The sequence below is a fragment of the Amycolatopsis umgeniensis genome (genome assembly GCF_014205155.1).
GTDB classification, from domain to species: Bacteria; Actinomycetota; Actinomycetes; order Mycobacteriales; family Pseudonocardiaceae; genus Amycolatopsis; species Amycolatopsis umgeniensis.
Window position 1 is genome coordinate 473,989 of record NZ_JACHMX010000001.1, and the last position, 13,376, is coordinate 487,364.

Consider the following 13,376-nt stretch of genomic DNA (forward strand, 5'->3'; position numbering starts at 1 on the left):
CATTCACCACTGACGGGTGAATCCGTCAAAACGTCGCTGCTACCCGACGTGACATCGACCGTCGACCACCGCATTTCGCCAGCCGACGCCTAACCACTCGCGACCCACCCGAGAGCACGCCGCCCTAATCCTCACCAACCAGCTCACCCACTCTCGGATTCGCCGGAAGTCGAAGCGCCGCAACAAGTCCGCCAACGGCAACGAGACCGATGAAGCCGAACACGACCCCGAAAGCCAGCGTGGGCCTCGATTCGAGGCCCGCCAGGACCGCGCCGGTCACCGCGACCCCCGCGACCGCGCCCACCTGCCTCACCGTGTTGAACAGACCGGACGCCCCACCCGCGGCGGCGGGTTCCACGGACGCCATCGCGATGGCGGACAGCGGCGACCAGGCCACCGCGTTGGCGGCGCCCAGAAGTGCGGCCCCCGCCGTGATCCACCAGGGATTCAGCTCCGACACGACCACGAGACCGATGAGCAGCAAGCTCACCGCGAGCAGACTCATGCCGAGGATCGCCGGTCGACGGCCTCCGACTCGGTCGACCCAGCGGCCCGCCGGTGGCGACAGCAGGATCGCGACGACGGCGTCCGGTGCCAGGACCATCGCTGCTTCGATCGGCCCGAAACCGCGTACTTCTTGGATATAGAGCATGGTCGGCAGCGCCATCGCGAGGACCGTCGCGCCGAGGGACGCCATCGCGAGGCTCGCCGACAGGTATCCGGACGAGCGGTAGAGCCGCAATGGCGCGAGCGCGTCGGCGCCTTCGCTGCGTTCCCGGAAGTAGAAACCCACGAGCAGGGCGACGGCGCCGGCGGCCGCGAGCAACGAAAAGGACAGCAGCGCCCACACGAGAAGGCTCAGACCCGCTGTGCTCAGTGCGGCGCCGATGAGGTCGAAGCGCGCGAAACCGCCTTGGCTACCGGGAATCAGGCGAATCCCCATGACGACGGCGATGGCGCAGAGCGGAACGTTGACCCAGAAGATCCAGCGCCAATCGAGGCTCGCCGTCAGCAGCCCGCCCAGAATGGGTCCGAGCAGAGTGGCAGCGGCGGCGACCGAGCCCCAGACGCCGAAGGCGCGGCCCCTCTCGTCTTCGGCGAAGAGCCGTCTGATCAACGTGAGCGGCTGTGGAGACATCGCGGCCGCGGCCAGGCCTTGCAGGATCCTGAAGGCGATGAGCCATCCGATCGAGGGAGCGAACCCGCACAGCGCGGAGGCGACGGCGAAGCCCGCCATGCCGAAGAGGTAGACGCGTTTCGGATCGAAGAGGTCGCCGAGCCGGCCCGCGACCAGCAAAGGAACCGAAAAGGCGAGCAGATAGCCCGCCGTCACCCAGAACAGCGCGGCGACGTCCCCGCCGAGATCGGCTTGGATGCTCGGGCTCGCCACCGCGACGATCGTCGTGTCGAGCAGGATCACGAAGAAGCCCGCGAGCAGCGCCACGAGTCCGCCCCATTTGGAAGAATTCATCGCCGCTCCCCCGGTGCACGCACGCGATCACGATAGGGCCACGGATCCCGCCCGCCGTAACAAGGCCTGTTCACCCCGCGAGTTGTAAGCCGACGGCTTCGGCACCCGGGAAGGGGACGATCTTGAACCGGGCGGGTTCTGTGTGGTTCTGGTCCTTGCTCGGCGCCTTCATCGCCGCCGCCCTCGGCACCGCGATCAATTTCGCGACCGACCTCAAGACCAGTTTCCTGGCCTGGGGTCTCGTCGTCGCGTTCACCGTCGCGACCGGGCTGATCAGCGGAATCTCGCAGGTCCTCAGCCGCCGCGACGGCGGCGGTCCGCAAACCGGCGGCACGACGAACGTCTACAACGTCCAGCACTCACAGGTCAACGTGTGGCTGGTGTTCCTGATCCTCGGGGTCTCGGGTTCGCTGCTGGCGGCCATTTTCGTGGGCGTCCACTTCGCGGGCTCGATCCAGACCGCCGGGACACCGCTCCCCGCGGCGATCGAACCACGCGTGACACCACCGCCCTCGTCGACGACCATCACGACGTCCACCGTGCCCCGGCCCGTCTCGAACGAAGACATCACCGAGTTCGTCACCGGCTATTACCGCTTGATGCCGAACACTCAAGCCGGATGGCCGCTCATCGGGCCGAACCTCCAGCGCCGGGGCCTAAGCGATTACGAAGCCCATTGGGGCAGGATCAACGCGGTGGACGTCCACAGCGCGTCGGCCACCTCCGCGACGACCGTCCGGGTCCGGGTCACGCTGCACTACCGCGACGGCCGGCCTTCCTCGCTCGAAACCCACGAACTGACGGTCGTTCCCTGCGAAGGCCACCTTTGCATCGACGCCGACACCCTTATCCGCGGGAAATAGCGATCGCGGGTTAAGGTCCTGCTCATGACCTGTCTTCCTCGCGGCGGCCGTCCCGCGGAGGCCTTGGAGGCCGTAGAGGCGAGTATCGAGGACTACTGGCGGCTGCTCCTCGTCGAATACGGCGTCGCCGCCGGGACGAAGGAAGAAAACGACCTCGCCGGAATGGTCGTCGCCGACACGTCCGCGTTCGAGTGGCGGGTGGTCGACGCGGCCCTGGGCAGGCTGTCGTGCACTGAATGCGGCGGCGAACTCGGCGCGGGTCCCACGAGCTGCGAGAGCTGTGCCCAGGCCGACGGATTCCGTTTCGCGGCCAGGGAAACAGACAAGCCCGCGACACCGCCGGGCACCGAGCACGGACTCCGCGTCGCCACCGCCGTCGCCCGGGCCCGGCATCGCTACGGAGTCCGGGCCCGCTGCGGCTTCGAACTCGGCCTTCCCGGTCTCCTCGAGGGCGAACTGCCCAGCACGCCCCGAGCGCAGGCGTGCCGGGCGGCGATCGACAAGCTCACCGAAGAGGAGTGCGAACGCGTGACCTCCTTCGAAGAGGTCGCCAGGCTCAGTAGTCGTCGCGTCCGGTGAACTGCTGCTCCAGCAGCTCCGCCGAACCCGCGACGAGTTCGAGCGGGTCGGTGAACTCGTTGATGTCGAGGTTCACCAGCGGCAGGGAATGGCGCAGCACCAGGTGTTCGCCCATGACCACCAGCCCGCCGACGACGATCGTGTTGCCGATCTCGGTCAGCACGGTCGCCAGGTCGACCTCGTCGATCCGCGCGAACGGCGTCGCGATCTGCACCCAATCCTCACGGCGGTCGAAGATCTCCCGCGCGATGACAACGGTCTGGGCGCGTTCTTCGTAATCGTCGTCGCCGTAGGACAACCGGATGCGAATTTCGTCCGGTTCGTCCTTTACCACCCGATATTCGTGTCGTACGAACGCGACCAGATCGGCCCATTCCGCCATGAATTCATTCTCCCTCGCAGTCGAAGATCGAGACTAGCGACAACGAGGGTGACGGAACCGGCCTCAGTCCGACATCACCCGGACAGCTGCGGTCCGCGCGTGTTCCAGAGCCGAATATGTAGCCCCGTGGAGTGAAGCGAGTGTGCCGAGCCTTCCGTATTCGAGACGGGTCGGACTCGGCGGGAGCGCGGCCCGCACCGGTTCCAGGAGCGCCGGATGACAACCGACCGGTCCGCCGAGCAACACGAGTTCCGGATCCACCACGGCGGTGATCGACGTGATCGCCCGCGCGACAGCACGACCGATCGTCTCGGTGTCGCCATCGTCCAGCATCCGCAACGCCGTCGCGACATCGTTCGATCGCGCGCCCGCGCCACCGATTCCGGCGGCAAGCTCCGTGGCGAGCGTGCCGCGGCCGGCGCCGGGCAGATACCCGATCTCACCCGCAAGCCCGTGCGCGCCCCGGACCAGCCTGTCGCCGATGTACAACCCGACGCCGAGACCCGCGCCGACGTAGACGTACGCGAAACTCGACACCCCGGTGGCGCCACCGGCGCGTTGTTCGGCGAGCGCGGCGAGGTTGACGTCGTTGTCCACCAAGACCGGTGCCGTCACGGTGCCGACGAGGATTTCTGCGGGACTCAGAAGGCCTTCGGGAAACGGAGAAGCCGGGACGGCGATGACGTCGTGCGTCTCGGGGTCGACCGGGTTGGCCATCGAAACGGCGACCGCGCGCAGAACCCCTTCCCCCGCTTGATCCACCGCGTCGGACGCGACCGAACGCAGGGCGGCGGCCACCGCTTCGACGTCACCCCTGACGCCGGCCGGACGTTCGTGTTCGCGCAGCACCGCGCCGGCGAGATCCGCCGACCAGGCCCGCACCCCGGACTTGCCCACCTCGACGGCGAGCACCCACCCCGCTGACGGTCCCAGTTCGTAGAACGTGCCGACGCGCCCCCGCCGTCCGGTCTCCTGCGCGCCTGTCGCCTCCAGCAGACCGCTTTCGGTCAGCCTGCGCACGGCTTCCGACACCGTCGGCTTCGACAGCCCCGTCGCCGCGGCGAGCTCGGCCCTCGTGACCCGGCCCCGGGTCACGACCTCCTCCAGCAGACGGCGATCGGTGGCCTCACGCAGGACGGCTTGCGGCAACGGCACCCTTGCGCTCCCCTCTTCCGCCGGTCTACCTTGACAGGACGGTTCTAGTTAGGTGACCTTACCAAATCACCGGAGGTTCAGCGATGATCCTGACCACCGAACTCCCCGCGGACGTCCCCGCCGCCATCCGCGAGACCAAGGCACGGCTCCGCGCCCGTATCGGCGATGTCGCGGCCGCGTTCGCCAGGGCCGAGGAACTGATGCGCGCCGAGGTCGCCGAGATCGTCGCCCTCCGCGAAAGCGGCCAAGAGATTTGGCCGGTCATCCGATTCGAGGACGTCGCCGAAGGCACCGTGCCGGACCATCTCGTCGCGGCCGTCCGGCGCCGCGGCTGCGCGGTCGTCAAGAACACCTTCCCTCGCGCGCGGGCCGAGGCGTGGGACCGCGAACTGGCGGACTACCTGGAGCGCAACGACTTCGAGAAGGCGTATCGTCGTATCGACGACGGCGTGTTCGGCGGTCTCGCCGCGAGCAAGCCCGCGATCTTCCCGATCTACTGGTCCCGGCCGCAGCTGGAGGCGCGGGAAGACGCCAACATGGTCGCGGTACGCGGGTTCCTCAACGGCTTCTGGAAGCACGAATCCGAGGGCCGGGTGTGGTTCGACCCCACTCGCGACACCGCCTACCCCGATCGCGTCCGCCGCCGTGCCCCCGGCGCGACCTCCCGCGGCCTGTCACCGCACACCGATTCCGGCTCGGTCGAACGGTGGCTGCTTCCCGCTTATCAGAACGTCTTCCGCCATGTCTTCGACGGCGACATCGACGCGTACGACCCGTGGGACGGGGCCTACCGCACCGACGTCCACGAGTTCCCCTCCACCGTCATGTGCTCGGCGTTCCGCACCTTCCAGGGCTGGACGGCGTTGTCCGACATGCGGCCCACCGAGGGTGTCCTGCACGCCGTCCCGATCCCGTCCGCGATGGTCTACCTGCTGCTGCGCGCCCTCCAGGACGACGTCGCCGAGGACGATCTCTGCGGATCGGCGAACGGGGAAGCCCTGCCGGTGAACGAACGCTGGCACGCGCCGTTGCTGCCCGCGCTCACACCGATCCCCGAAGTCGAGCCCGGTGACACCGTCTGGTGGCACGGTGACGTGATCCATTCCGTCGCCGGAGTCGAAGACCAGCAGGGCTGGGGCAACGTCATGTACATCGCCGCGAGCCCGCATTGCGAGAAGAACGCCGCATACGCCGCGCAGTGCGAAGAAGCATTTCGCACCGGTGCGAGCCCGGGCGATTTCGCGCCCGAGAACTACGAAGCCGGCTGGGTGTGAAACCTCGTGAGTGGCAGGGACGGGTTAGAACCGTCCCTGCCACCCACGAGGCCGAAGGTCAGCCGCCTGTCGGCACCCCCGCCCGCGCTTCCTGCGACGTCAGGGGACGCAGCGAAAGCGTGTACTCGTAGGTGCGGTCCTGCTGGACCTGACTGCGTTCCCGCACCGGGTTGGGCGTGTCCCCGACGCCGGTCACCGCGTGGCTCGCGTGCAGCGTGAACCAGCCCTTGTTGCGCTGCAACTGGAACGGGTACGCCGCCCGGTCGAGATCGTCGAACGGCGTCACGCTGACGTCGTTCGCTCCCCCGACCAGCAGGCCACCGGTCCGGCCGTCGGTGAGCAGCGCCCACCGGCTGTCGGTGTGGTTACCGTGGTCCTGCGGCCGGTGGTACTCGACGTACTGTTCGTCCACCGTGCTCGACTGCACGCCGATCGGCGTCCCGTCCTTGCGGTCGACGTAGCTCTCGGCCTTCCGCCCGTACCAGGCGAACCGGTCGTAGCGGTCCGGAACGGCGAGTGAGACGCCGATCCTGGGCAGGTACGGCAAAGTGCGCACGCTGCCCTGCGGCACCACCTTGTTGCCGAGGCTCAGCGTCCCGGTCCGGTCGACGGTGTAGGTCATCGTCTGGTCGAACCACGCCCCGGTGACGTCGGGCGCCGCGACCCGGCTGTCCACGATCACCTTCGCGCTTCGCGTCCCGTCCTTCTCGACACGGACACCCGTGACCGTGGTCTTCAACCGGTCCAGCCCGGCCTTGCGCCAGTCCTCGCCCTCGGCCCGGCCCCAGGCGAAGGTCTCGTTGCTGATCGGCGCCCGCCACGCGTCGAGCTTCGGACCCGCCGTCAGCAACTCCTTGCCCTGGTGCCGGATCGACGTCAGCGCGCCCGTGGCCTTGTCCACTTTGTACGTGACACCCGCCGCGGTCGTGGTCACCGAAGCCGTGTCCTCGACGACATCGACGGACTTCCCGTCGAGCGGCGTCCGGTCCAGGCCGGGAACCCGCTTGCCGCCCAAGGAGAACTGATCGTGCGCCAGGACGTGCCCCCGCGCGAGCATCGGCTCGCCCTGGGTCGTCACCGCTTCGACGGTGAGGAACCGCTCGCGATCGCCCGGATTCGCCGGAACCGGCAAGTAGATCTTCCCGGTCGACGCGGCACCGACCCGCAACGGCTGTTCGCCGCGCGCGACGATCCGGGAGCCCTCCTGTACCCGCCATCGCAGGTTCAGCTCGTCGGTGCCCTTGAACTGCCGCTCGTTGGTCACCGACAGAGCACCGCCGGAGTAGGCGAACCTGAGCGGCTGATGCGCCCACGCCATCTGCGCGGTTTCCGGCTGCGCCGAACGGTCCGAACCGATCAGACCGTCCACACCGGACAGACTCGACCCGTAGGAGAGGTGACTCCCGCGATCGGTGACGCTGTCGAAGTCCAGGGCCAGCAGCGCGCCGCCTGCCGGAGTGCCACCGGACAACTCCGCGGCGGAAAGCGGCTTGTCGTAGATGCGGACATCATCGACGGCGCCGCGTCCCATCCACCCGATGCTCGACGGATCGTTCCACGACGTCTCGAAGTCGCGGCCGATGTTGACCTCCGCCGACGACGAGTCGATCCCGCCGGTGAACGGTTTGCTCCCGATCTCCTTGCCGTCGAGGTAGAGCCGTAGGGCCGTGCCGTCGTAGGTACCGCTCACCCGGTGCCAGTTGCCGTAGAAGTCGGCGGGCACCTTGGCCTGGACCGCCTGCCACGTTCCACTGTGGATGAAGAACTCCAGGGTGTCCTGCGTCTTCATCTTGAGCGCGTACTGGTGATCGCCCTTGCCGAGGATGCGGAAGTCGCCGGTCCACTTCCCCGGCTTCACCCAAGCGTCGAGGGTGAGCGCCTTGCCGGTGATGTCGAGCTTCCGGTCGCGGTAGACCTCGACGAAATCGTCCAAACCGGACAGTCCCAGCGCCTTGCCGCGATGCCCTTCGACCAGATCCGGTTTCCCGGTCACATGCGCCGAGATGTTGTTGCCCGAAGAATCCGGCGTGGTCCGGATCCGTTGCCGGATGTTCTGCTCCGCCCAGTCCCAGATGAACCCGCCCTGGGTCTGGGGGTTCGCGCGGATGGTGTCCCAGAACTCCCGGAAGTTCCCCAGACTGTTGCCCATCGCGTGGGCGTACTCGCCGAAGATCAGCGGTTTGGTGGTGTTCTTCGCCTGTTCCTCGAATTTCTCCGGAGACGGATAGCGCGGCCCCCAGACGTCCGCGAAAGGAGCGTCGCCGTCAGGACTGTTGGACTGGTGGTAGATCGGCCGGGTGGGCTCGTTCGCGTCGAGCCATTCCGCCAGCGCGAAGTGATGCGCGCCGAGACCCGCTTCGTTGCCGGTGTCCCACAGGAAGACACTCGGGTGGTTCTTGTCCCGCTCGACCATGCCGATCATGCGGTCGAAGAACGCGTCCCGCCAGGCCGGGTCGTTCGCCTGGCAGTAACTCGCGCAGTTCTCGTGGTTGTGGGTCTCGATGTCGATCTCGTCGTCGATCCAGAGCCCGTGCCGGTCGGCCAGTTCGTAGAAGTACGGGTCGGACGGATAGTGCGAGGTGCGGACGGCGTTGACGTTGAGCTGCTTCATCAGCGCGACGTCACGTTCCTGCGCCTTCCGGGGCACGTACCGACCGTGATCCGGATCGGTCTCCGCGCGGTTGACGCCCTTGAACAGCACTCGCTTCCCGTTGACCAGCAACTGTTTGTCGCGGATCTCGATCTCGCGGAAACCGACCGTCTCACTGGTGATGTGGGTGACGCGGCCGTCGGGCGCGGTCAGTGTGAGGACGGCCGTGTACAGGTTCGGCGTCTCGTCCGTCCACTTCGCGGGGTTGCGGACAGGCAGGCCCAACGCGGTCTTGCCGCCCGCGTCGACCTCCCCGCTCGTCGTCCCGACCTCCTTGCCCGCCGCGTCACGCAGGCTCAGGCCGACGCGGTGCCTGCCCGTCGTTCCGCCGGGTTTGGCGGCGACCTCGACCGCGGCCTTGAGAGTGGCGTCGGTATAGGTCGCGTCGAGGTCGGTCGTCAGCCCGACGTCCTGGATGAACGTCCCGGGCGCCGAGTGCAGGGTCACCGACCGGAAGATGCCGGAGTACCGCCACTGGTCGACGTCCTCGAGGTACGCCCCCGCGCTCCAGCGATGCACCTGTACGGCGATCCGGTTCGGCCCCGGCCGCAGCGCGGACGAGATGTCGAACTCCGCCGGCGTGTACCCGCCCTGGTCGTAGCCGATGTACTTCCCGTTAACCCAGACGAAGTACGCCGAGGTGACGCCGTCGAAGCGCAGGAATGTCCTGTTCTTCGTCCAGTCCGCGGGCAACGGGAAGTCGCGGACGTAGGCGCCTGTCGGGTTGACGTCACGCGGGACGCGCGGCGGATCGTCGGGCTGGATCTCGGTGGCGATGTTGCGGAAGATCGGGTGGTCCAGGCCGTCCGTCTGCCACGTATGCGGCACGGAGACCTCGCGCCAGCGTGACGCGTCGTAGCCGTCCTCGTGAAAACCGGCCTGGACCTGGGACGGGTTGTCCGCCATCGCGATCCGCCACTTGCCGTCGAGCGACATCGTGTACGGACTGCGTTCGTCGCGGCGGGCGGCGGCGGAGATGTCCGCGTACGGCTTCAGGAAGGCGTGCGGCGGCTCCTGTCCTTCCGCCACCTTTCGTGGATCGTCGAGATAGGACTGGACGTCTCCTGGTGGGCCACCGGCCGCGGCCGGTGCTCCGGCCGCGACCAGGGAACCGGCGAGAACCGCCAGGACCAGGACCATGGGGCGTGTTCGCAGCACTGCGTTCGACCTCCAGGGGTTCAGCTGAGCAGGGAGCTGACAACGTTGACGATCTCGCACCACGACCCCGGGACGGAAGACCAAGATCCTTCCAAGGTCGTAGGCCGAACAGGTGGCGGAATCAAGCGCACATCTTCTCCGTACTGTTAGCGCTAACAATTTATCGTGAAGCACCCTGCGTTCAGGCATCGGGCTTACGAAATGCCCGTGCTCTCCCGCACGATCAACTCGGGAACCACCAGGTCACGGGCGCGTTCCTCACCGCCGTTCATCCGGCGGCGGAGCAGGTCGAACGTGCGCCTGCCGACTTCGACGAAGTCCTGGCGCACCGTCGTCAGCGGCGGTGTGTAGTAGGCCGCCTCCGGCACGTCGTCGAAGCCGACCACGCGCATCTCCCCGGGCACATTCACCCCGGCCTCGGTGCAGGCGCGGAGGAAACCGAGGGCCATCTGGTCGTTGGCCACGAACACCGCGTCCAGCCTTTTTTCGCCGACGAGGGATCGCCCCGCCGCGTACCCGGAACGCGCACTCCAGTCACCCCGGACGACCGGCGGGATCCGCGCGCCGTGCCGCCGCAGGGTCTCCCGCCAGCCGCGCTCACGGTCGAGCGCCTCCAGCCAGTCTTCGGGTCCGGCCACATGCCAGACGGTCTCGTGCCCGAGCCCGAGAAGGTGCTCGGTGGCGCGACGTGCGCCGTCGTACTGGTCGACCGAGATCACCGGCACCGGCGCCTTTCCCCCGCCGCCGACCGCGACGAGCGGCACGTCACTGGGCGCCGCCTCCAACGCCTTGCCCGCGGTGACGTGCGGCGCGATCACGACGATGCCCTCGACCGCCTGCCGTCGCAGGCGCTCCACCGCGTCGGTGATCGACGAGCGGCCCGGACGGCTGATGCTGGTGATGGTCGTCGCGTACCCGGCCTCGCGGGCGGCGTGTTCGATCCCGCTCAGCGTGCTGGCCGGCCCGTAGAGGTTGACCTCCAGCGCGACCACGCCGAGCGTGCCCGAACGGCCGGTGACCAGTGCGCGGGCGACCGAGTTCGGCCGATAGTCCAACTGCTCGATGGCGGCGTTGACCCGGACCCGGGTCTCGGCGCGGACCGGTCCGGTGCCGTTGACGACCCGGGAGACCGTCATATGCGAAACGCCCGCGAGCGCGGCCACGTCGGTGAGACTGGCCTGCTTGCCCTCGGCGGTTTCGCGCGCCATCGCGTGTCTCTCCCTGCCGGTACCGTGTCACGAGTGCCGCAAGTGTTAGCGATAACACGACCTTGGTCAAGCGCTCCCCGAGTCACAGTCGGGTCACGGAAGCCCGGCTCAGCTGGAGGCGCGATGCGTGAGCGAGACCGGCAAGATCCGTTGGCGTGGCTTGAGTTCCCGATCGTCCATCACTGCGAGCAGCGTCTCGACCATCGCGTGGACCTGCTCCCGCGGATCCTGGTGGACCGACGTCAGCGGCGGATCCATCTCCGGTGCCAGCGTCGCGTTGTCGTCGAAGCTGACGACGGCGACGTCCGACGGGATCCGCCGTCCGGCGGAATGCAGGGTGCGGAGCGCGCCGAGGGCCATCATGTCGCTGGCCACGAAGACCGCGTCGAGGTCGGGGCGCCGCGCGAGCAGGTTCGCCATCGCCTTCGCCCCGCCGGTCAGGGTGAAGTCGCCCTCCTCGACCAGGTCTGCCGGGTCGAGTCCGGCGTCGAGCAGGGTCTTGCGCCAGCCGGAAAGCCGGTCTATCGCCGCGCTCTGGTCCTGCGGACCCGCGATCGTCGCGATCCGGCGGTGACCCGCTTCGACCAGATGCGCGACAGCCAGCTTCGCGCCGCCCTCGTTGTCGAAGTCGACGACGTGGACACCGCGTTTGAGCCCGGCCGCCTGCCCGCCGTACACCACCGGGATCCTCAACTGCCGCAACGCCTTGGGCAACGGGTCGGTGCGGTGCGGCGCGAACACCAGCACGCCGTCGACGTGCCCGCCGTCCAGGAACCGCACCGTGCGGTCGAGGTCCTCCCGGGTATCGCTGAAGATCAAGACCATCTGACAGCCGATGTCGGCCAGCTCGCGGTAGCCCGCCCGCATGACCGCGGTGCGGTACGGGTCGTCGAGCAGCCGCGCCTCCGGCTCCGACAGCACGACCGCGACCGCACCGGTCCGCTTCGTCACCAGCGACCGGGCCGCCTGGTTCGGCGAGTAGCCGAGTTCCCTGGCCGCGGCCTGCACCTTCTCCCGGGAACGCGCGCTGACGTAGCCGTCGTCGTTCAACGCCCGGGACGCCGTCGAACGGCTGACCCCGGCGGACGCGGCGACGTCTTCCAGCGTCGGCCGGCCGTCTTCCCCTGGTCGAGGCCCCACCCGCGTCACCTTCACCCTTCAGTGTCATCCGGACACCCCCAGCTTAGTGTCCGGCGGCCCGGAGCACTGAGAGCGCTCCCCTGATGGAAACGCTCTCATTACAAGCCCTTGACACGGCTCTACCTTGGCGACAAACTCGGCGCATCCTGGGAGCGCTCCCATTTTTCCGGTCATCGGCAAGGGGTAGGACACGTGAGAACCATCCGGAACGGCCTGGTGCTGGCACTGGGTATCACGATGACGGCGTTCGGCCTGGCGGCGTGCGGGGGTGACGACGGCGGGGCACCCGCCGCGTCGGACCCGAACGCGAAGGTCGAGCTGTCACTGGCGACGTTCACCGAGTTCGGCTACGAGGAGCTCATTCCCGAATACGAACGGCTGCACCCGAACATCAAGATCACCCACCGCAAGACCGGCCAGGGCGGGCCGTACCACCAGGACCTGATCACGAAGCTGGCGGCGGGCTCCGGCCTCGCCGACGTCACCGCTGTCGAGGAGGGGCACCTGTCGAACGTCCTCGACAAGGGCTCGAAGTTCAACGACCTGCCCGAGATCGGCCCGGCGGACGCCTCCCCCGGGCGCTGGCTCGGCTGGAAGTACGACGCGGCGAAGACCAAGGACGGCAAGGTCATCGGCTACGGAACCGATATCGGTCCGCTGGCCATGTGCTACCGCGAGGACATGCTCGCCGCGGCCGGGCTTCCGACCGACCCCGAAGCGGTCAAGCCGCTGTTCGCGACCTGGGACAGCTACTTCGCCGCGGGCGACCAGTACGTGTCCAAGACCGGCGGGAAGGCGTGGTTCGACTCGGCGGCGCAGAACTTCAACGCCATGGTCAACCAGCTGCCCACCGGCTACCTCGGCACCGACGACAAGCTGGCGCTCGAAACGAACCAGGGCATCAAGGACGCCTGGACCAAGGTGACCGGCGCCGTCTCGAAAGGACAGTCGGCCAAGCTGACCGCGTTCAGCAACGAGTGGAACTCCGGGTTCAAGCAGGGCGCGTTCGCGACCAAGGTGTGCCCCGCGTGGATGCTCGGCGTGATCGAGGAGCACTCCGGTCCGGAGAACGCGGGCAAATGGGCGGTCACCGCGGCCTTCCCCGGCGGCGGCGGGAACTGGGGCGGCTCGTACCTGACCGTGCCCACGCAGTCGAAGCATCCGAAGGAGGCGGCCGAACTCGCCGCCTGGCTGACCGCGCCCGAGCAGCAGATCAAGGCGTTCCAGGCGAAGGGCACCTTCCCGAGCCAGGTCAAGGCGCTGGAGGACCCGGCGCTGCTGGGCGAGACCGACGCCTACTTCGGCGGCGCCAAGATCGGCCAGTTGTTCGCCGAGCAGGCCAAGAAGGTCGCGAAGCCCCAGTACAAGGGCCCGGGCGACGGCCAGATCCAGGAGAACGCCTCGAGCCCGGCACTGCAGGCCGTCGAACAGGGCAAGTCCGCGGACGAGGGCTGGACGCAACTGCTCGACGCCGCGAAGAAGATCACGCGCTGACC

Annotated in this window: 10 protein-coding genes; 4 read left to right on the plus strand and 6 right to left on the minus strand. The window is 68.2% G+C overall.

Translation table 11 applies throughout. The features are described from left to right. Positions 1 to 124 precede the first annotated feature (124 nt). Positions 125 to 1,471: an MFS transporter gene (locus HDA45_RS02060; RefSeq protein WP_184891610.1), complete on the minus strand. Its 1,347-nt coding sequence runs from the start codon at positions 1,469 to 1,471 to the stop codon at positions 125 to 127. 122 nt (positions 1,472 to 1,593) lie between these two features. Between HDA45_RS02060 and HDA45_RS02065 the strand changes: the two genes are divergently transcribed. Both HDA45_RS02065 and HDA45_RS02070 read left to right on the plus strand, forming a co-directional pair. Further along, positions 1,594 to 2,334, plus strand: a complete 741-nt coding sequence (locus tag HDA45_RS02065) for a serine/threonine protein kinase (RefSeq protein WP_184891611.1) — start codon at positions 1,594 to 1,596, stop codon at positions 2,332 to 2,334. Positions 2,335 to 2,358: 24 nt separating this feature from the next. Further along, positions 2,359 to 2,913 carry a hypothetical protein gene (locus tag HDA45_RS02070; protein WP_184891612.1) on the plus strand — a complete coding sequence of 185 codons (555 nt, stop codon included), beginning with the start codon at positions 2,359 to 2,361 and terminating at the stop codon, positions 2,911 to 2,913. Here HDA45_RS02070 and HDA45_RS02075 read toward each other — a convergent pair. Both HDA45_RS02075 and HDA45_RS02080 read right to left on the minus strand, forming a co-directional pair. Then, the gene (locus HDA45_RS02075; protein WP_181772472.1) at positions 2,891 to 3,295 is read right to left on the minus strand and encodes a hypothetical protein; all 405 of its coding nucleotides are present in this window, start codon (positions 3,293 to 3,295) and stop codon (positions 2,891 to 2,893) included. The genes HDA45_RS02070 and HDA45_RS02075 overlap by 23 nt on opposite strands. A gap of 63 nt (positions 3,296 to 3,358) precedes the next feature. Next, entirely contained in the window at positions 3,359 to 4,450 is a 1,092-nt protein-coding gene (locus tag HDA45_RS02080) for an ROK family protein (RefSeq protein WP_184891613.1), read from the minus strand. An 83-nt stretch (positions 4,451 to 4,533) separates the two neighbouring features. Here HDA45_RS02080 and HDA45_RS02085 point away from each other — a divergent pair, with 83 nt between their 5' ends. Further along, positions 4,534 to 5,724 carry a YbiU family protein gene (locus HDA45_RS02085; RefSeq protein WP_221470987.1) on the plus strand — a complete coding sequence of 397 codons (1,191 nt, stop codon included), beginning with the start codon at positions 4,534 to 4,536 and terminating at the stop codon, positions 5,722 to 5,724. 58 nt (positions 5,725 to 5,782) lie between these two features. Here HDA45_RS02085 and HDA45_RS02090 read toward each other — a convergent pair whose 3' ends face one another. The 3 genes from HDA45_RS02090 to HDA45_RS02100 form a co-directional block, all read right to left on the minus strand. Further along, positions 5,783 to 9,532, minus strand: a complete 3,750-nt coding sequence (locus HDA45_RS02090) for a glycoside hydrolase family 2 TIM barrel-domain containing protein (protein WP_184891614.1) — start codon at positions 9,530 to 9,532, stop codon at positions 5,783 to 5,785. A 194-nt stretch (positions 9,533 to 9,726) separates the two neighbouring features. After that, the gene (locus HDA45_RS02095) at positions 9,727 to 10,740 is read right to left on the minus strand and encodes a LacI family DNA-binding transcriptional regulator (RefSeq protein WP_184891615.1); all 1,014 of its coding nucleotides are present in this window, start codon (positions 10,738 to 10,740) and stop codon (positions 9,727 to 9,729) included. Between the two features lie 108 nt (positions 10,741 to 10,848). Next, positions 10,849 to 11,895 (minus strand): substrate-binding domain-containing protein, encoded by a 1,047-nt coding sequence (locus HDA45_RS02100; protein WP_184891616.1) that lies wholly within the window; start codon positions 11,893 to 11,895, stop codon positions 10,849 to 10,851. Positions 11,896 to 12,072: 177 nt separating this feature from the next. Here HDA45_RS02100 and HDA45_RS02105 point away from each other — a divergent pair, with 177 nt between their 5' ends. Further along, positions 12,073 to 13,374 carry an extracellular solute-binding protein gene (locus tag HDA45_RS02105; RefSeq protein ID WP_184891617.1) on the plus strand — a complete coding sequence of 434 codons (1,302 nt, stop codon included), beginning with the start codon at positions 12,073 to 12,075 and terminating at the stop codon, positions 13,372 to 13,374. Positions 13,375 to 13,376: the final 2 nt, after the last annotated feature.